Origin of the sequence: Streptomyces sp. SDr-06 (assembly GCF_003324565.1) — a bacterium.
GTDB lineage: Bacteria > Actinomycetota > Actinomycetes > Streptomycetales > Streptomycetaceae > Streptomyces.
On sequence record NZ_QOLA01000010.1, the window covers coordinates 132989 to 150931 of the forward strand.

At 70.1% G+C, this 17943-nt stretch carries 18 protein-coding genes; 2 read left to right on the top strand and 16 right to left on the bottom strand.

Translation table 11 applies throughout. The features are described from left to right. Window positions 1–881: 881 nt before the first annotated feature. The 5 genes from DT019_RS21335 to DT019_RS21355 form a co-directional block, all read right to left on the bottom strand. Window positions 882–1448: a dihydrofolate reductase family protein gene (locus DT019_RS21335; protein ID WP_114038473.1), complete on the bottom strand. Its 567-nt coding sequence runs from the start codon at window positions 1446–1448 to the stop codon at window positions 882–884. Between the two features lie 514 nt (window positions 1449–1962). Then, on the bottom strand, window positions 1963–2346 hold the full coding sequence (locus DT019_RS21340; RefSeq protein ID WP_114038474.1) for a VOC family protein: 384 nt from the start codon (window positions 2344–2346) through the stop codon (window positions 1963–1965). A 415-nt stretch (window positions 2347–2761) separates the two neighbouring features. Next, window positions 2762–3181 carry an arsenate reductase ArsC gene (locus DT019_RS21345; protein WP_114038475.1) on the bottom strand — a complete coding sequence of 140 codons (420 nt, stop codon included), beginning with the start codon at window positions 3179–3181 and terminating at the stop codon, window positions 2762–2764. Then, window positions 3174–4280: an ACR3 family arsenite efflux transporter gene (gene arsB, locus DT019_RS21350; RefSeq protein WP_114038476.1), complete on the bottom strand. Its 1107-nt coding sequence runs from the start codon at window positions 4278–4280 to the stop codon at window positions 3174–3176. Before arsB ends, DT019_RS21345 begins: the two co-directional genes overlap by 8 nt. Continuing rightward, window positions 4277–4666, bottom strand: coding sequence for an ArsR/SmtB family transcription factor (locus tag DT019_RS21355; RefSeq protein WP_114038477.1), 390 nt, complete (start codon window positions 4664–4666; stop codon window positions 4277–4279). The genes arsB and DT019_RS21355 overlap by 4 nt, the downstream gene beginning before the upstream one ends. Window positions 4667–4769: 103 nt before the next feature. Here DT019_RS21355 and arsM point away from each other — a divergent pair, with 103 nt between their 5' ends. Further along, window positions 4770–5588, top strand: coding sequence for an arsenite methyltransferase (gene arsM / locus DT019_RS21360; protein ID WP_114038478.1), 819 nt, complete (start codon window positions 4770–4772; stop codon window positions 5586–5588). A 49-nt stretch (window positions 5589–5637) separates the two neighbouring features. Here arsM and DT019_RS21365 read toward each other — a convergent pair whose 3' ends face one another. The 9 genes from DT019_RS21365 to DT019_RS21400 all read right to left on the bottom strand — a co-directional run bounded on the left by DT019_RS21365 (window position 5638) and on the right by DT019_RS21400 (window position 15061). Then, entirely contained in the window at window positions 5638–6540 is a 903-nt protein-coding gene (locus DT019_RS21365; protein ID WP_114038479.1) for a TauD/TfdA dioxygenase family protein, read from the bottom strand. A gap of 12 nt (window positions 6541–6552) precedes the next feature. Further along, a complete protein-coding gene (locus DT019_RS21370; RefSeq protein WP_114038480.1) occupies window positions 6553–7899 on the bottom strand; it encodes an LLM class flavin-dependent oxidoreductase in 1347 nt (448 codons plus the stop codon). Then, on the bottom strand, window positions 7896–8669 hold the full coding sequence (locus tag DT019_RS21375) for an ABC transporter ATP-binding protein (RefSeq protein ID WP_114038481.1): 774 nt from the start codon (window positions 8667–8669) through the stop codon (window positions 7896–7898). Before DT019_RS21375 ends, DT019_RS21370 begins: the two co-directional genes overlap by 4 nt. Beyond that, window positions 8645–9493 (bottom strand): ABC transporter permease, encoded by an 849-nt coding sequence (locus DT019_RS21380; protein ID WP_114038482.1) that lies wholly within the window; start codon window positions 9491–9493, stop codon window positions 8645–8647. The genes DT019_RS21375 and DT019_RS21380 overlap by 25 nt, the downstream gene beginning before the upstream one ends. 5 nt (window positions 9494–9498) lie before the next feature. Then, entirely contained in the window at window positions 9499–10572 is a 1074-nt protein-coding gene (locus DT019_RS21385) for an ABC transporter substrate-binding protein (RefSeq protein ID WP_114038483.1), read from the bottom strand. 239 nt (window positions 10573–10811) lie between these two features. Then, the gene (locus DT019_RS39680; protein WP_189389796.1) at window positions 10812–10964 is read right to left on the bottom strand and encodes a hypothetical protein; all 153 of its coding nucleotides are present in this window, start codon (window positions 10962–10964) and stop codon (window positions 10812–10814) included. Between the two features lie 78 nt (window positions 10965–11042). Then, the gene (locus tag DT019_RS21390; RefSeq protein WP_114038484.1) at window positions 11043–12224 is read right to left on the bottom strand and encodes an ROK family transcriptional regulator; all 1182 of its coding nucleotides are present in this window, start codon (window positions 12222–12224) and stop codon (window positions 11043–11045) included. A gap of 384 nt (window positions 12225–12608) precedes the next feature. Next, window positions 12609–13928 (bottom strand): uracil-xanthine permease family protein, encoded by a 1320-nt coding sequence (locus tag DT019_RS21395; protein WP_114038485.1) that lies wholly within the window; start codon window positions 13926–13928, stop codon window positions 12609–12611. After that, window positions 13925–15061, bottom strand: coding sequence for an aryl-sulfate sulfotransferase (locus tag DT019_RS21400; RefSeq protein WP_223279690.1), 1137 nt, complete (start codon window positions 15059–15061; stop codon window positions 13925–13927). Before DT019_RS21400 ends, DT019_RS21395 begins: the two co-directional genes overlap by 4 nt. Window positions 15062–15192: 131 nt before the next feature. On the opposite strand from DT019_RS21400, the gene DT019_RS21405 reads away from it, so the two are divergent. Then, window positions 15193–15756 (top strand): helix-turn-helix domain-containing protein, encoded by a 564-nt coding sequence (locus tag DT019_RS21405; RefSeq protein WP_114038486.1) that lies wholly within the window; start codon window positions 15193–15195, stop codon window positions 15754–15756. A gap of 472 nt (window positions 15757–16228) precedes the next feature. Here DT019_RS21405 and DT019_RS21410 read toward each other — a convergent pair whose 3' ends face one another. Both DT019_RS21410 and DT019_RS21415 read right to left on the bottom strand, forming a co-directional pair. After that, window positions 16229–16972 (bottom strand): GAF and ANTAR domain-containing protein, encoded by a 744-nt coding sequence (locus tag DT019_RS21410; protein WP_114038487.1) that lies wholly within the window; start codon window positions 16970–16972, stop codon window positions 16229–16231. 5 nt (window positions 16973–16977) lie between these two features. Continuing rightward, a complete protein-coding gene (locus DT019_RS21415; RefSeq protein ID WP_114038488.1) occupies window positions 16978–17796 on the bottom strand; it encodes a GAF and ANTAR domain-containing protein in 819 nt (272 codons plus the stop codon). Window positions 17797–17943 lie beyond the last annotated feature (147 nt).

Here is a 17943-nt window from a genome sequence, read left to right on the forward strand (position 1 = left end):
CGTGTACTGACGGGACATCATGAACTCCCCGAAGAGCAGGCCGAATTGACTCCTTCACCCTGTCAGCACCCGTTGCACGGCAGCATCATCCGCCAGTCCAAGGCCTCTCCCCCTCGCGCGGGGCCCTGCCTCCTCCCCCAGGAGGACACGATCACGGCCCGGCGAACCCCGTGTCGCCTCAGCGCCGGTCGATCCACCCTCAGGTCAGCGACCGGCCGTCCGAACAGCACCGCAGCCCTCAGTCAGTCCCTGGCCGCCGACCAGGTCAAGGCTCAGATGGAGCGGCTGCGGCCTCGACAGCGAGGTCGGCCGCTCGAGAACAGCGCATCCCACTCGGCGACCCGCAGGGACCGCTCCTCGCTGGGCAGGGTGCAGGACTGCGGCACCCACGCAAGATCGCTCATCACACTCGCTCCAGTCATCACGTCCCGGCAGTGGGGGCGCCTTTGACGGTAAACCTGTACCTGGGTACCGGTTGCAAGCCCTGACCTCGCCTCGCGACGCTGACACACAGCCCTCAGCGGTGGCCGGGAATGTGCCTGTCCGCACGGTGAGCGCCCCCCACCCCCCACCCGTCGCGACTGGTGCGTAGGGGCGAGACGGGCCCAGCGGCCCGACTCCCTTGTTCGGTCACGGAATTGGGCCGATGCGCACTCGCTGCCGTCCCGGACCGTCGGCCGCGACTTGCACGCTGCGCGCCCCGGGTCCCGGCTTTGCCGTCGCCAATTCAGGATCCGATCGTCTCCTGCCGATCACGGCTCCGCCTGCGCAGGCGTGGCAGCTTCACGCCCGCTTCGACGTCCGGCAGTTGAGTGGACACTTCCCGCCCGTCGGCCGCAGGCCGACTCTCCGCACCTGTGCGACCTGCGGCTTGGCCGAGTTCACCTTTGGCTGGCAGGCTTGCTGGGAAGCTCAGTGCGACTGCCCTGGCAGGAATAGACGATCTCCACGGAACCACCGGGGAGGGCGCGTTCGCGTAGGAAGGTCAGCCTGGTGTCGGCGCTGAGCATGGGCGTCAGTTGGGTCCCACCGCCGAACAGGATCGGCAGGACGACCAGTTCGAGGGTGTCGAGTGCGCCAAGAGTGTGGAACGTCCCGATCGTCTTCGGGCCTCCGATGAGGTGGACGTCGCCACCTCGGTTGGCCGAACGGAGCTTCTCAAGCAGCCGCACCGGGTCGCTGTCGGTGGTGACGTGGTCGGGGGTGCCCTCCGGACGGTGCGATCCGAGGACGTACACGTCGAGGTTCGGCCACGGCCAGCGGTTGTTGTTCAGCGCCGGTTCGAAGGTGGTGCGGCCCATCAGCGCCGCCTCGCAGCCTTCCAGGAACTCCTGGATGCCGTGGCTTTGGCCGGAGACGAACGCGGGGTCGGCAGTCAGAGCGGGCCACCCGCTCGGTGTGGTCACGTAGCCATCGGCACTCATACTCATCCGGGCTCGGATCTTCATGGTGTCTCCTCCAGGCCGCCAGGCAGCCGGCTATGTCGTCGGCACCCCGAAGCGGCGGTCGACGAGCGGACCATACGTGTTGATCGTCGGGGCCGCGACCTGTCCGGATCCCGCTTCGCGGGGTCCCAGAACGCGCCTCCACCCAAGCGTCGAACGGGACACCCGCCGATCGACACGCTGCCGAAATCTTTTCCCACTGATATGGCCCTCGCGCGCAAGCGACTCGGCGCGCTCGGCCTCAAGGCGGCCCGCGGCCCGACCCCAGGACGACGGACAAGGCCGACCAGGCGGGCCCTCGCAAGGAGCGCGGCCCCCGCAGCGGGCGATGGCCGCGGTTCGACGCCGAGGGCTACGGAGCCGGGCACGCAGTCACATTGGGGATCAATCCACTCGAAGTGGCATCGCGCCGCGGCGACCCGCTCCGAGGCGACCTTCCTCGTCGCGGCCATCGACGAGTGGCCATGACCAGCAGCAATCAGGCTTCCGGCCTTGCGTCCCTACCTCACGGCGCCGCTCAGGAAGACTTCGCGGCGCGATCCGACTCGCTGCGAAGCACACAGAATTCATTGCCCTCAGGGTCTGCGAGAACGGCCCATCCCGTGCCATCGGGTTCTCGGCGGTCGGCAACGAAGGTGGCACCGAGGCTCAGCAGCCGCTCGACCTCCTCCTCGCGCGAGGACTCCGGGCGCAGGCACAGGTGGATCCGATTCTTGATCGTCTTCGGTTCCGGCACCTGATTGAAGTGCAGCAGCGGGCCCTCCGGGAGCATCACGTCGACCTCCGGGTCGCCCGGACTGTCCTCTGGATGCAGCGGGTAGCCAGTCACCTCGCTCCAGAACCGAGCCAGCTCATAAGCATCCGCGCAGTCGATCGCCACGTTCTGCAACACCGAGACCATGCGGGTCAGCCTGCCTTAGCGCTGGCACAGCGTTCAAGCGCCGTCACACAGTACGCGCCCTGACGCTCCAGTAGCAGAAGGCTATGTGACACGGCGTCATCGACGCTGGACCGGCTACCGAGGATGACGGGTGGATGCATCGGCATGTGCTGGATCTGCTTCTTGTCCAGCGGACGCCCCCGTTGGGTCGGCTTCACGGCTGGGTGTGGTGCTCGGCGGCGTCGAAGGCGCTCGCGAGCGGGGGCGGCGCCGAGCGGAACTGGTCGGGCAGGGAGCCGGAGGGCACGACGAACCCTCCGCCGCCCAGGCTCCCGGCGGCCTTTGCGTTCCCCGGCGGCCGGAGCCGGCCTCCCAACGCGATGCGCGGCACTACGGGAGGCGGTGCCGCACCTGGCCTGGATGGCGGGGTGAGCGGTCAGGACTGCTCGGGCAGCAATTCGGTGAGCAGCGCGCGGACACGGCGCTCGATCTCGTCGCGGATGGGGCGGACGGCGTCGATGCCCCGCCCGGCGGGGTCCTCCAACTGCCAGTCGACGTACCGCTTTCCGGGAAAGACCGGGCAGGTGTCGCCGCAGCCCATGGTGATCACGACGTCGGATGCCTGCACGGCTTCCAGGGTGAGGATCTTCGGCGTCTCGGCAGACATGTCAACGCCGACCTCCGCCATCGCGGCGACGGCTGCGGGATTCACCGCGTCGGCTGGCGCGGACCCCGCGGAGCGGACGTCGACCCGCCCCTGGGAGAGGCGGGTGAGGAAGGCGGCGGCCATCTGGGAGCGGCCCGCGTTGTGGACGCAGACGAACAGCGCCGACGGCTTCGGCTGGGAGTCAGACATGTGCGGAGCCTTCCGGGGCGGCGGCCGCGGGGGCCTTCAGGGCGGGCTGGGGAAAGGAGCGGCGGGCGGCGAGGGCGACGTAGACGAGGCCGATGAGGACGGGGACCTCGATGAGCGGGCCGACGACTCCGGCCAGTGCCTGCCCGGAGGTGGCACCGAATGTGGCGATGGCGACCGCGATGGCGAGCTCGAAGTTGTTGCCGGCCGCGGTGAAGGCCAGCGTCGCCGCCTTCGGGTAGTCGAGGCCGACCGCGCGGCCGGCGGTCAGAGACCCGGCCCACATCAGTGCGAAGTACACCAGCAGCGGTAGCGCGATCCGGGCGACGTCGAAGGGCTGGGAGGTGATGGCGTCGCCCTGCAGCGCGAACAGCACCACGATCGTGAACAGCAGCCCGTACAGGGCGAACGGGCCGATGCGCGGGATGAGCCTGGTCTCGTACCAGGTGCGGCCCTTGGCCTTCTCGCCCAGGCGGCGGGTGAGGAACCCGGCGGCCAGGGGTATGCCGAGGAAGATCAGGACGGAGCGGGCGATCTCCCACACCGAGACGTCCAGGGCTGTCTGCTGCAGGCCGAGCCAGCCGGGCAGCACGTTCAGGTAGAACCAGCCGAGGCCGGCGAACGCGATGACCTGGAAGACGGAGTTGAGGGCGACCAGGACGGCGGCGGCTTCGCGGTCCCCGCAGGCCAGGTCGTTCCAGATGATGACCATCGCGATGCAGCGGGCGAGCCCGACGATGATCAGCCCGGTGCGGTACTCGGGCAGGTCCGGCAGGAAGACCCAGGCCAGGACGAACATCAGCGCAGGCCCCACGACCCAGTTGAGCACCAGGGAGGGGACGAGCAGGCGCCGGTCGCGGGTGACCGTGCCCAGGCGGTCGTAGCGGACCTTCGCGAGGACCGGATACATCATCACCAGCAGGCCGAGCGCGATCGGCAGCGAGACCCCGGTCACGGTGACCTTCGCGAGCGCGTCGCCCAGGCTGGGCAAAAGGCGGCCCAGGCCCAGACCGGCGGCCATCGCGGCGAGGATCCACACGGCGAGGAACCGGTCCAGGAACGACAGCCGTGCCGCCACCGGTGCGGCGGCCCTGCCGCTCACGAGGCGGTCCCGGCGGGTTCGGCCGGTACGCCGGTGCGGGTCAGGACGGCGGCGAGCCGATCGGTCGTGGCGGGCAGCAGCCGGTAGTACACCCACGTGCCGCGTCGTTCGGAGTCGATCAGCCCGGCCTGCTTCAGCAGCTTCAGGTGGTGGGAGATGGTCGGCTGGGACAGTTCGAAGGCGCGCGTGAGGTCGCAGACGCAGATCTCCCCACCCTCCCGCGAGGCGATCATCGACAGCAACCGCAGCCGCACCGGGTCCCCCAGCGCCTTGAAGACCTTCGCCAGGCCGGTGGCCGTCTCCTCATCGAGGGGAGCACTCAGCACGGTCGGGCAGCAGTCGCCGGCCGTGTCCTGGCCGAGCACCACCAACTCTTGTTTCGACATTCTTCTATATTGACGTTTTTCAATTCACGACGCAAGGTGGGACAGAAGGATGTGAATGCAACCCGGTGAGGGCCTCGCCAGGCCCGTCCTCAAGGAGTCAGCCATGACCGAACGGTCCACCGACCTGCGCGAGACCGTCCGCCGCCGGTACGCGGCGGCCGCCGTCCAGGTGACCGAGGGCGGCAGCGCCTGCTGCGGACCGGCCGCCATCGAGATCGACGACAACTTCGGCTCGGCCCTGTATACCGGCACCGAGCGCGAAGACCTGCCCACCGAGGCCGTCGCCGCCTCCCTCGGCTGCGGAAACCCCACCGCGGTCGCCGACCTGAACGAGGGCGACCGCGTACTGGACCTCGGCTCCGGGGGTGGTATCGACGTCCTGCTCTCCGCCCGCCGGGTCGGCCCCACCGGCCGGGCGTTCGGGCTGGACATGACCGAAGAGATGCTGGCCCTGGCGGTGGCGAACCAGAAGAAGGCCGGCGCCACCAACGTCGAGTTCCTCAAGGGCACCATCGAGGCCATCCCGCTGCCCGCGGCCACCATCGACGTGGTGATCTCCAACTGTGTGATCAACCTATCCACCGACAAGGCGGCCGTCTTCGCCGAGACGTTCCGCGTCCTGGCCCCCGGCGGCCGGATCGGGATATCGGACGTCGTCGCCGACGACACTCTCACCCCCGCTCAGCGAGCCGAACGTGGCGACTACGTCGGTTGCATCGCGGGCGCCCTGTCCTTCAGCGAGTACCGGGCGGGACTGGAAGCCGCCGGGTTCACGGACATCGCGATCACCCCGACTCACGCGGTCGCCGACGGCATGCACTCCGCCATCGTCAAGGCCACCAAGCCCCGCACCGCGAACACCGGCACCGCGCAGGCAGCCGCGCCGAGTGACGCGGGCGCCGCGGCCTGCTGCGGAAACTGATCGGCAGGGGCGCCGGGGTGCGGCGCCCCGCCTTCCGGGGGGCCTTGTGTCACGCCTCCGGCGTGTGGACCGATGTGTAGTGCGAGGCGTCGCCCGCTATCGAGTAGCTCTCCTTGCCCTCGATGCCGACCGGCACATCACCGGCGACGGTCACACGGTGCAGACGGCGCGGCAGGCCGTTGTAGTTGTCGATGGCGTAGTGCTGGGTGATCCGGTTGTCGAACAGGACGAGCTGGTTCGGCGACCAGCGCCAGCGCAGGACGTTCTCCGGCCGGGTCACATAGGCCTGGAGCAGGTCGAGGACCTTGCGGGACTCTGCCACCGACAGGCCGACGATCCGCTGGGCGAACCCGCCGATGAACAGTCCGCGTTCGCCGGTCAGGGGGTGCACGCGAACGACCGGGTGGGCGGTCCGGAAGGTGATGGATGTGAACTGGGCGCGCTGCTCAGCCTTGTCCTCGTCGACCTCCTCGTCCGGCACCGCGTAGTCGTAGTCGTTGGTGTGCTCCGCCCAGAGCGTGTCGGCGAGCTGCCGCAGCGGCTCTGGCAGGCTCCGGTAGGCGGAGGCCGAGTTGGCGATCAGCGTCTCGCCTCCGTACGGCGGGACGGTGATGCTGCGCAGGGTGCTGGCCTGCGGCGGGTTGAGGACGAAGGTGACGTCGGTGTGCCAGTGGTTGGCGCGTCCGCGCTCGCTGTCCACGGGGAGCACGTTGGGTGCGTCGTCCACGGCGGGCACGGTGGGGTGGGCGGTGGTGAGGTCGCCGAAGTGGCGGGCGAAGGCCTGCTGTCCCTCGTCGTCGAGGTCGACGTCGTCGAAGACCAGCGCCTTGTGCTCGTTGAGGGCGGCGCGCAGCGCGGCGACGGTCTCCGTGTCGAGTGGCCTGGCGATGTCGATGCCGGACACCTGGGCGCCGATGTGTGCGGTGACCTTGCGGATCTGTATGTCGGACATGGGAGGGACCTTTCAGACGTGGGTGAGGGTCGGGGAGGGGGTGTGCTGGTTGACGGGGCGCGGTAGGCCGTAGCGGTCGCGCAGGGTGCCTCGCGGGCCGTATTCCGTGCGGAACAGGCCGCGGGCGCGCAGGATCGGCACGACGTGGTCGACGAAGAGGCCGAGGCCGGAGGGCAGGACGGCGGGCATGATGTTGAAGCCGTCGGCGGCGCCCAGGCCGAACCAGTCCTCGATCGCGTCAGCCACCTGCTCGGGCGTGCCGGTGAAGGTCAGGTGGCCTCGTCCCCCGCCGAGGCGGCCGATGAGTTCGCGGACGGTGAGGCGCTCGCGCCGGGCGAGTTCCACAACGAGGGTGTAGCGGCTCTTGGCCCCCTCGATGTCGCTCTCCGGCGGCAGCTCGGCGGGCAGCCGGGCATCGAGTTCGAGGATGCCCGGCTCCAGGTTCAGCAGGCGTTCGAGCCGGTGGAGGCCGTGCTCGTGGACGATGTGGTCCTCCAGGACCTGCTCGTGCGCCCGAGCCTCGGCCTCGGTGGAGCCGATGACCGGCACGATGCCGGGCAGGACCTTGAGGTGGTCGGGGTTCCGTCCGGCCGCGCGCGCCCGGGCCTTGAGGTCGGCGTAGAAGGCCTGCGCGTCCCCCAGCGTCTGCTGCGCCGTGAAGACGGCCTCCGCGTAGCGGGCCGCAAAGTGCTTGCCGTCCTGCGAGGAGCCCGCCTGTACGAGGAGGGGGTAGCCCTGCGGGCTGCGGGGCACGTTGAGAGCGCCCTCGACGCTGAAGTACCTGCCCTTGTGGCGCGGCGGGTGAACCTTGCGATCGTCGCCCCAGACCCCTTGTGCCTTGTCCGCGACGACCAGGTCGTCCTCCCAGCTGTCCCAGAGCTTGAGCGCCACGTCCAGGAACTCGGCGGCACGCTCGTACCGGGTGGCGTGGGTGGGTTCGTCGTCGAGCCCGAAGTTGCGGGCGGCTTCGGCGCCAGCGGTGGTGACAATGTTCCAGCCCGCCCGGCCGCCGCTGATGTGGTCGAGGGAGGCGAAGCGGCGGGCCAGGTTGTAGGGCGAGTTGTACGAGGTTGAGGCGGTGGCGATGAGCCCGATGTGCTCGGTGGCCACCGCCAGCGCGGTCAGCAGGGTAAGGGGCTCGAGCACGCCGGCGGGCCGCTGGCCGACGTTGTTGAACAGGACCGGGCCGTCGGCGAGGAACAGCGAGTCGAAGGTGCCGCGTTCGGCGATGCGGGCGAGCTCGCGGTAGTGGTCGAGGTCGACACTCGCGTACGGGTCGCTCTCGGGCAGCCGCCACGAGGCCTCGTGATGTCCGGTGCTCATGAGGAAGGCGTTGAGGTGCAGTTGGCGCCCGGTCACTGGTGGTCCTCCTGTTGGTGGGCGGGTCCTTCGTGTGCTGTGACGCCGAGGGCGGTGAGCAGGCGTTCTCGGTGGTGGCCGAGGAGCGGGTCGCGGTACGAGCGCGGGTGCGGGCGCTCGATGGCCAGGTCGAGGGCGATGCGGCCCTGGTCGAGCACGAGGACCCGGTCGGCGAGGACGATCGCCTCGTCCACGTCGTGTGTGACGAGCAGGATCGAGGGCCGGTGGCGCTGCCACAGCTCGCGCAGGAGTACGTGCATGCGGATGCGGGTCAGCGCGTCCAGGGCCCCGAACGGCTCGTCGGCGAGAAGGAGTTCGGGCTTCCGCACGAGGGAACGGGCCAGTGCGGCGCGCTGGGCCTCGCCGCCGGACAGTTCGTTGGGCCAGGCTCTCTCGCGCCCCGCGAGCCCCACCTCGGCGAGGGCGGCGCGCCCGCGATCGGCGGCCTCCTTGCCGTCCGTCCCTAGCAGCACGTTGTCGAGGACGCGGCGCCAGGGCAGCAGCCGGGAGTCCTGGAACACCACGGACACCCGTTCCGGGGCGGTCAGTTGACCGCTTCCCGCGACGCGGTGGTCGAGCCCGGCGATGGCGCGAAGCAGTGTGCTCTTGCCGGAGCCGCTGTGCCCGAGCAGGGCCGTGAACTGTCCGGCCGGGAGATCGAGGTCGATGCCGTCGAGGACCGTACGGCCGCCGAAGGAGCGGGTCAGTCCGGCCAGGCGGACCGCCGGGACTTCCTCGATCGTGGTCAGTTGCTCAGTGTGCGTCGCCACGACAGCACCCTCCGTTCGACGAGGCGGACCGCGCTGTCGGAGACGAGGCCGAAGACGCCGTAGATCAGCAGGCCGACGAGAATGATGTCGGTGCGTCCGTAGTTCTGGGCCTGGAACATCAGGTAGCCGAGGCCGCTGGTGGCGTTGATCTGTTCCAGGACGACCAGGGAGAGCCACGAGCCGGTGACCCCCAGGCGCAGGCCCACGAAGAAGCCGGGCAGCGCGCCGGGGATGACGATCTGCCGGACGAAGCGGATCCTGGACAGGCCCTGGACTTCGGCGAGTTCGACGTAGCGGTGGTCGATGCCGGACAGCGCGGCGTGCAGGTTCAGGTAGATCGGGATGTACACGACGATGGCGATGATCGCGATCTTGAAGGTCTCGCCGATGCCGAGCCAGAGGATGAACAGCGGAATCAGACCGAGGGTGGGGATCGCCCGGTTGAGCTGGACGGTTCCGTCGATCAGTGCCTCGCCGACCCGGCTGAGCCCGGCCACGAGCGCGAGGACCACACCGGCGGTCAGTCCGAGGGCGAACCCGTAGCCGGCACGTTCGAGCGAGGTGAGCACATCGGTGGGCAGGGTGCCGTCGCTCCACAGTTGGCCGGCCGTGCGCAGCACCGTCCACGGCGCCGGGACCGCGGCGGGGTCCAGCTTCCCGGCGCCGGACGAGGTCGCCCACAGGGCGAGCACGAGCCCCGGGCCGATGAGCCGGGAGGCGGGCAGCCGCTTGCCGGGAGCGAGGGCGCGGCGTCGGGTGCGCAGTACAGGACGGGCGTGCTCGGCGGATGACGACACCAGCGGTGTGGTCGCGGTGGTGGTCATGGCCGTCACCTCTGGTACTCGGCCGGGACAGCCTTGGCGGCAAGACTCTCGAAGCGCCGGTCGAAGAGCGAGTCGACCTTGAACCGTTTCACGAAGCCGCCCTCGGCGAGCAGGTCCGCGGTCTCCTGCTCCCACTTCACCGCCTCGTCCCAACGGGGCGGGAACAAAGGCTTGTTGGCGAGGGCGGTGATCGACCGGGCCTGTGTGGGGGTGAGGTTCTGGGTCTTGACGTAGAACTCCTCGTTCCAGGCGTCCGGGTGCTCGTACGCCCACACCTGCCCCTTGGCCCAGCGGGGGATGTACGCGGCGACGGCCGCGGCCTTGGCGGGGTCGGCGAGGACGGAGGTGGGCGCCCACAGCAGGTTGAGGAGGTCCACGACGTCGGTCGGGATGGTGTGGGCGCCCTTGGGCCCGTATTGCTTGAGGTAGGCAGGAGCCTGGCTGTTGGCGAGCGGGGCGATGTCGACCTGGCCCGCCTGGAGTGCGGTGAGGAACTGATTGCTCGTCAGCGGTATGAGGTGTACGTCGCCATCCTGCAATCCGGCCTGCTTCAGGGCGCGCAGCAGGACGACGCCCTGCGCCTGTCCCTGCGAGAAGGCCAGCTTCTTCCCCTTGAAACCCTGGACGTCCCGGATGTCACTGCCGGGCTTCGTGGCGAACACATAGCTCGGCTTGCGGGTGATGTCGATCGCCACGATCTTCGCGTCGTACCCCTGGAAGTGCGCCTGGATGGGCGGGATGCCCGCGTTGTTGGCGAGGTCCAGGGACTTGGCGCGGAAGGCGTTGATGACATCGGGACCGGCGCCGGTGTTCACCCAGTCCGACACGGTGAAGGGCAGGTCGGTCAGGCCCGCCAGCTTGAACTGGAGCTGCTGGACGCCCTGGTACGAGGCGATCTTCAGGCTCGTCCCGGAGGGGACGGTGGTGGCCAGCGGGGCGGACAGGGACGCTTTGACCTTGGAGTCGGCGGCGCTGGCACCCGCGCAACCGGTGAGGGAGGCAGCGGCGGCGACGCCGAGCAAGGAGGACAGGAACAGCCGCCGGTCGACACCGGGCACGGCTGGGGACGCTGGTGGCATGGAGGAACTCCGTCAGGTCAAGGGAAACTCACGAGGCTGGAATTCGTGCGCCATTTCCGGTATCCGGGCACGGAGAAGTACCAGAAGAAGAGGGGAAGGGAGCGCAGAAATTGGGCGCACAGTGAAGGCGCGCCAGAAGCATGAAAGGGTGCGCGGGGTCGAGTGCGTCCGTACGTCAACATGGCCGCAACAATGCGTCACTTCATCGATGCGTCAACCCGTCGAGCACACGCGCCACATCAGCGACAGAGGGTGCGGCCGATCCGCATCAGATCGATGAAACGGCACTTGGTCAGCGGAACCTGCCGTGTGGCTGCCGGCGCGACACCGCCGATCCGGTCGCGGGCCTGCCGCGTCCGGATCACCGGGGAGAATTCCTGCGCGCTGCTCATGCCCAGAATGTTCGCGGCCCGGCAGAGCCCCTGTCAACATTCGGAGTTTCTGAATTAATTCGATCCCGCACGCATACCTCATATCGCCGACACACCCAGCGGATCGCGGTAGAGCACGTCGAGCGCGACGGAACCGCCCGCCACAGCGAGGACACAATCCGGGAAACTGCTCGGCACGACCAGCGCGGAACGCCCCTCCCCCACGGCCTCGCGCACCGCGCGGAGGCAATCGTCCCGGTACAGCACCCCGGCCTCGGTGATGACGACCGTCTCCGGGTTGAGCACGTCGAGCAGCAGCCCGGCCGCCCGCCCGACCATCCTGGCCCGCTCCATGAGGAGCCCTACCGCGACCGGACTCCCCTCGGCCGCGGCCCGCACGACGTGCATCGGGTTCGCCGTGCTGATGACCCCCCGCTCGCGCGCGCGGCGGCACAGCGTCCTTTCACTCAGCTCGACTTGGAGGCATCCGGTCCGTCCGCAGGCGCACGGCTCCGTGCCGCCTTCCAGCGGCAGATGGGCGATCGCCCCCGCCTGCGAGCGGGGGCCGTGGTGCACCTGGTCGTGGGTGGCGAACGCGGCGTCGACCACATTGCCGACGAAGAGGTGCAGGACGCTCCGGCTCCCCCGCGCCCGCCCGAACAGCCGCTCCCCCTCGACCAACGCCCTTGCGTGGCCGTCCACGTGGACCGGCAGGCCGGTGTGCGCGCCGATCACCTCGCGGACGGCCACGTCACGCCAGCCGAGGAGTCCGTGCTCGACAAGGGTCCCGGCATCGCGGTCCACCCAGCCCCCGGCGGCCACACCAATGCCCAGCGGTGTCCGGTTGTCGGCCTGCGCGAGGAGTGCGCCGAGTCCGTCGGCGGCGTTCGCGAGGGCCCGGCCCGGCTCAGTTCCTGCGTCATGGAGCAGGCGCCGCTCGGCGATCACCCGCCCGCGCAGGTCGAGCAGCGCGACGGTGGTGTAGTGAACGGCCACGTGCACCCCGCCGACCACGAACCGGGAGGTGTCCAGATCGACGGGGATGTGCGGGCGCCCGGCGCCCTTCGACTGCCGGGGCACGGCAGCCTCCCGGATCAGGCCGAGCGCGCCCAACTGGGCACAGTGCTCCGTCACCGAGGCCGGGGAGAGGCCGGTCAGCCGGGCGATGGTGCTCCGGGCGACTGGCCCGTGCTCAAGGACGGACCGCAGGACGATGCTGGCGCTCGTCCTGCGCCGCGCGCTGTCCGCGGCCCGCCGTGCCGCTGGGGGTGCCGTTGCCATGGGTTTCCTCGGGAGCTGATCCGACACTGCGCCGTCTCGTCGTCGGCGATCGGGACTCGCTCCGGCCGCCTCAGCTCGGGCGACAGGTGGCCGTACCTTGGCGGCGCAGGTCGACATAGCGACGCGACGCGAAGTTCTCAGCCTGGGCGACCATGGCCCGACGCTAGCAAACCGGCAGGCGGCTGCCCAGATGCCGACCACGGTATGGACGGTCCCCTCGCGCTGTTCAGCCAACGGCGACCAGGAGGTCGAGGACACCGAGCGCGAAGTCGGTCGGCAGCCTGCCCGTACTCCTGAGGAAAGCCCGTCACGCCTGCGCGCCTCGTCGTCACCTCGCCCGCCGCCTTGTCCCACGTCCTCGGTGACCGAGCCTGAACAGCAAGCTCATGCGGCCCTGCTGCGGCTCCGCTCCCCCGGCCGAACCGGACCGCGCAGTACGGCTGTTGAGGCAGGTGCGTGCAGCAGCACGGCAGTGAGCGTGCCCGCGACCACCCCGCTGCCCATGACTGTGCGCAGCCAGGCGGGAAGGCCGGTGTAGAGGCCCGGAGAGAGAACGGGCAAGAGGCCCGCCGTCAGGGCGAGGGCGGCGACCATCGCCCCGGAGCCTTCGCTCAGCTCGGCTCGGCCGAGCATCTCCACGCCCATCACCGCGATCACCGCGTACACGACGAGCGCCGAACCGCCGACCACCGGGGCGGGCAGCCCCGCCACCAGACGCGAGAGCGGGGAGCAGAGCCCCGCGAGGACCAGCAGGGCTCCCGCCGCCGCCGTCACATACCGGCTGCGCACCCCCGTGAGCCGGCCGATGCCGATGTTCTCCGCACTGGTCACCATCAATGACGTCCCGAACAGGCCACCGGCAAGGGAGACCAGCGCGTCGGCGCGCGCCACGCGCGGAACGTCGCGGCCAGGGCAGGGAACTCGGCCCGTGATCTCGCTGTTCAGTACGGTCTGGCCGGTGATCTCGGCCAGTGTGGTGAGGCTGAACACCAGCATCGGCAGCGCGGCCAGGACGTCGAAGTGCGGCGCTCCGTAGGGCAGGAACGCGGGCAGGGCGAAGCCCGAGCCCGGCGCCGGCGTGAAGGCGCCGAGCCCGGTGGCCAGCGCGATCAAGGCGCCCGTCACCATGCCGACCAGTACCGCCGCCTGCCGCCACACCCCGGGCAGCACGAAGTGGGCGACAACCGTTGCCAGCACGGTGAGCGCGGCGAGGGTGAGTGCCCGTGCCCCTGTCGTGGCGCCGGGGCCGGCGACGAGCTGGGCGGCGACACGGATCATGGAGATGCCGATCAGCAGCACCGTCACCCCCATCACCAGCGGCGGGAACAGGCGCACCACCCGCGCGTACAGCGGCACGACGGCCAGGAGCAGGGCGGCTGCGAGCAGCACCGAGCCGCTTGCCACGGCGGGCCCGTGGTCATGGGCTATCTGGAGGAACAGCGCGGCCGCCGCCCCGCCGGGGAGCATCACGAACGGCAGCCGGGCCCCGAATGTCCACACCCCGAGCGACTGGAGCAGTGACCCGCCGCCGCACAGCACCAGCACGGTGCTCATGAGGGATGCCGTGGACGCGGGCGACAGGCGCAGGGCGGCCGAAGTCAGGAAGACAGTGGAGACGGGGGCCGCGACCATGGCGAGGACGTGCTGCGCGGCCAGGGGCAGAAGCCGGGCGGGCGGCACGCGTTCGTTGCTGGCGGACGTCATGGCCGTGCCACCAGCCAGGGCAGCTCGGCGGGCGTGTAGCGGTAGGCGCGGAAGACGGCGTTCGGCTCGGCCGGGAAGAGCCGCCGTACCTCCGACTCCTCGTAGCCGCCGAACTGCGGCACGACGAACTCCCAGCACAGATAGCCCTCCCGGGTCACCTCGAAGAGCCGGCCGGCCGGTGAGTCGGTGACCAGGGTGTTGCCGTTGGGCAGCCGTTGGGCGGCGCCCATGAACGGTGCGAAGAAGGACTCGCGGGCCGGATCGTGGTACTCCCACACCACCGCACCGCTCGCCCGGTCGAGTTCGACCAGGCGCGAGTACGGCACGTCGTGCCCCGGACGGTAGACCCCGTTGTCGAAGACCAGAAGGTTGCCGTCGGGCAGTTCGCTCGGATGGTGCTGCTGGGAGACCGTGCCGGGCTCGGTGCGCCACAGGACCTCGCCGGTGTCCCGGCCGATCACCACCACCGCGGACACGCTGCGCAGACTCGCCAGGACATTGCCGTCGGCGAGCGGCGTCACGCTGTTGATCAGTGGCCAGTGCTCGCGCCCGTAGTCCGGGTGGAGCGGATAGTCGGCACGGTCCAGGTGCTCGGCGGCGCTCCACGACCACAGCTCGGTGCCGTCCGGCCCGACCTCCTTGATGGTGTCCGCCCACACCGTGGTTCCGTCCGCCTCCGAACCAGCGACCCCGCCCCGAACCGCGGCGGCCTCGGCGCCGCGCAGCGGTTCGAGGGCCGTGTACAGGATCCGCCCGTCGCCGAGGTGATGGGCGTCGTGATGCTGGTAGGGGTCGCGGTGCTCGCGCAGCACCGTGCCGTCGGGGGCCGCTTCGAGCATCACTCCTCCCCGGTACTTGTGCCACATCGCGAACAGCGCCTTCTCACCCGGCAGCACCCCGTTGTAGGCGAGGTTCCCGTTGCCGAGGATGCGGGCGTGGCGCCCCGGCCGGTACGGCATCCGCCAGGTGTGCACGGCTTCACCGTGCAGATCCACCAGGTACACCTCGCCGCCGCCGGTCAGCGGCGCGTACAGCGTGAACCCGGGGCAGACCGCCTGGGGATCGAGCGCGATGAGGCCGGTTCCACGTCGGCGGCGCTGGTTCTGGTCCACGACGGGCACGTCTGTGGTCACAACACCCTCCTTCAAAGTTTTTTTGATAGCTCCAAACCTGTTTGACAGTAGAGGTGGACTGTGTCGGCGGTGTGACAGGAATACGAAGTCATCTGCGATGCGTAAAGTGATCCCTGGGGAGGGCCTACACGATGAACGAGACAGACGCCACGGGCCAGGGGCCCCGCCTCGGCGGCGCGGTACGCCGCCGACGCCGGGCGCTCGACCTGACACTCGCGGCCGTCGCGGAACGCAGCGACCTGTCCGTGCCCTTCCTCAGCCAGATCGAGAATGAGCGGGCCCGCCCCAGCATGCGCTCCCTCCAACGCCTGGCCGACGCCCTGGGCACCACCGCCGTGGCACTGCTCGCGGCCGCCGACGCCACCGACCGTGTCGTCGATGTCGTACGCGCCGGGGACGACGCGGGCCTCTCGTCCGGGGCCGGGGTGCGCCCGCTGGTGCGGGGCCACCATCAGATGCACGCCCTGGAGTTCACCGGTCCACGCGACTCCGACCGCGAATTCCTTCACCCCAATGACGAATTGATGTACGTGGCCGACGGCACGGCCGAAGTCGAGGCCGACGGCCACACCTACCACCTCGACCAGGGCGACACCCTCTACCTCGCGGGCGGAGTGCGCCACCGCTGGCGCGCCACCGCGCCCGGCACCCGCGTCCTGGTCGTGGCCGTCTCGGACCACGTCGGCGGCGCCTGACAGCCGGCGCTGCCTCCACTGCCGATCACCGACACCAGCTACGCGTCCTCAAGGAAGCAGGCCCCGAGCCATTCAGCCCGCCGGGCACCGAACGGCCCTTGACCGGGGCAAGTTGAAGAAGAAAGAGGCGACCGGGTGACTGAGGCCGCGCTCGCTCGTTGAGCGTGGCGGTCAAGGAAGAAGTGCACGAATACAGTCCCGGGATCCGGTCAGATCCCGGGACTTCGCACGCGACCGCCGCCTCCGTCGTCGTCACGGTCACCGGATGCCCCCAGCACTGCAGGCGGTCTCAGTTCAGGCGGGTGGCGGCGCAGACCTCGATGGCGTCGCGCTCCCAGGCGGCACGGCCAGCCATTCCCTCCACGGCGGGCAGCTCGGATTCACGCCGGACGCGCCCACGTGACGGGGCACCTGCAGCGACGACGCAACCCTCTCCCAGCGCGCTGCCGCGCCCCTGGGCGCGGCGGGACGCTCAGTGTTCGGTGCTTGGGGCGACCGCGGCCAGGGCGCCTGGGTCGAGCTTGCGGTCCACCAACGCCTTAGCGATCTCGATCGGTCTTTGACGCCGATGGCGGGCGTGGGCCACCAGGAGACGCTGTGCCGCGGCGGGGGTGAGGCGGTGCTTTTCAGCGAGCATGCCCTTGGCGATCTCGAGAGTGGCCTTCGCCGAGACCGCCGTCTGGACCTGGCTGAGGATGTCGTGCCGACGGCCTTCGTCGGGCGACCAGCTGACCAGACTCACTGCCGTCACATCGGCGAGAGCCTGGACCAGGGCGAGGGACCCGGAGGCGAACGGGCGGCCGCTGGACAGCAGCACATTCACCGCCCCGATGGGCTGCTCATGTACGCGCAGCGGCACGGCGTACGCGCCGGTATAGCCGGCTGCCCGAGCGGCCGCGACGAAGTGCGGCCAGCTCCCCTCGCGCTGGGCAAGGTCGGCGGCTTCGACGGCCTGACCGCTGCGGAAGGCGTCAGGGCAGGGGCCTTCGCCGCTCTGGAGGGCGACGAGGTCGATCAGGGCAGTGGCGTCATTGGAGACCGACATGATGCGCAGTGTCCCGTGCCGTGTGGTGACCATGACGCCCGCCGCGTCGGCGCCCGCCAGGGCGACACAGTGCCCGGTGAGACGGTCCAGCAGAACGGTGGGGTCGACGTCGTCGGCGAAGGTGTCGGACAGCGACACGAATGCCTCGGCGAGCTCCTGTTCGCGGTTCATGTCACTCACCGTTCCTCATCCAATCCGTCACGCTTCCCGCCGTCGCCCTGCTCCGGGGCATCTTCGTCGTCCGCGTCGGACAATCGCACAACCCGCCTGACGACATCCCGCGCTACCTCGGTCACGGCCCGTCCCTGAGTGAAGGCCCGCGCCCGCAGCCGGTCCAGGGCCTGGCGGGGGTCCAGGCCGAGCTGGACCATGACCATACCGATCGCCTGGTGCACCTCGTCGTGGTCGGCTTCCGCCGCGTCCATCCACGACGCTACTCTCCCCTGAGGTTCCCAGTTCCGCGCCGAGGCGAGAGAGAACAGGGCGTATCCGAGCGCGTCCCTCGCCAGCAGCGCGGCCTCCAGATCGAAGCCGGACAGCGGGCCGGGTGCATCCCGGTACAGGTCGAGCGTTCCGGCAGGGCGGAGGCCGCCGAGCGGGAGCGAGAAAACAGCGTGAACGCCCAGTTCGACGGCCTGCAGGGCGAAGAAGGGCCACCGCCGGGCGTCGGACGCACTGGAGAGGTCCGGGGCGAGCACAGGGACGGCCTGCGCCAACGCACTGTGGCACGGCCCGTCGCCCAGCGTGTACTGGGCCTCGGCGAGCTGGGCAGCGATGGCGTCACTCGCGTACCAGGTGGCCCGGACCACTCGGTCGGGGCTGGCGATCGACACCGAACCACCGGTCACCGGGAGCACATCCACACATGCCCTGCACAATTGCGCCGGCAGCTGCTCGGGGACGCCGTCGTCGCCCACCGTCGACAGTGCCGCGGTGATGCGACGGACAAGCTCTTCCTGGCGCGCCCGCCCGTCGTCACAGTCGTCAACCGCCACTACCCAGTCACCTCCGCCCCGATACGCCCACCAGCACCCAGAGTCACCAGTATCGCCCCGGATGGGACCTGCGCTGAGCCCGGCACCCCGTCAGGAGCCGCCGAAGGTGGTGCGGGACCGCACCAGACCACGTCCGCAGACCGCCCG

Excerpts from the sequence above, each read along its gene's own strand:
- DT019_RS21335 (WP_114038473.1), bottom strand. The coding sequence starts at position 1,448 with ATGAAGATCCGAGCCCGGATGAGTATGAGTGCCGATGGCTACGTGACC.
- DT019_RS21340 (WP_114038474.1), bottom strand. The coding sequence starts at position 2,346 with ATGGTCTCGGTGTTGCAGAACGTGGCGATCGACTGCGCGGATGCTTAT.
- DT019_RS21345 (WP_114038475.1), bottom strand. The coding sequence starts at position 3,181 with ATGTCTGACTCCCAGCCGAAGCCGTCGGCGCTGTTCGTCTGCGTCCAC.
- DT019_RS21355 (WP_114038477.1), bottom strand. The coding sequence starts at position 4,666 with ATGTCGAAACAAGAGTTGGTGGTGCTCGGCCAGGACACGGCCGGCGAC.
- arsM (WP_114038478.1), top strand. The coding sequence starts at position 4,770 with ATGACCGAACGGTCCACCGACCTGCGCGAGACCGTCCGCCGCCGGTAC.
- DT019_RS21365 (WP_114038479.1), bottom strand. The coding sequence starts at position 6,540 with ATGTCCGACATACAGATCCGCAAGGTCACCGCACACATCGGCGCCCAG.
- DT019_RS21380 (WP_114038482.1), bottom strand. The coding sequence starts at position 9,493 with ATGACCACCACCGCGACCACACCGCTGGTGTCGTCATCCGCCGAGCAC.
- DT019_RS21385 (WP_114038483.1), bottom strand. The coding sequence starts at position 10,572 with ATGCCACCAGCGTCCCCAGCCGTGCCCGGTGTCGACCGGCGGCTGTTC.
- DT019_RS39680 (WP_189389796.1), bottom strand. The coding sequence starts at position 10,964 with ATGAGCAGCGCGCAGGAATTCTCCCCGGTGATCCGGACGCGGCAGGCC.
- DT019_RS21390 (WP_114038484.1), bottom strand. The coding sequence starts at position 12,224 with ATGGCAACGGCACCCCCAGCGGCACGGCGGGCCGCGGACAGCGCGCGG.
- DT019_RS21395 (WP_114038485.1), bottom strand. The coding sequence starts at position 13,928 with ATGACGTCCGCCAGCAACGAACGCGTGCCGCCCGCCCGGCTTCTGCCC.
- DT019_RS21405 (WP_114038486.1), top strand. The coding sequence starts at position 15,193 with ATGAACGAGACAGACGCCACGGGCCAGGGGCCCCGCCTCGGCGGCGCG.
- DT019_RS21410 (WP_114038487.1), bottom strand. The coding sequence starts at position 16,972 with ATGAACCGCGAACAGGAGCTCGCCGAGGCATTCGTGTCGCTGTCCGAC.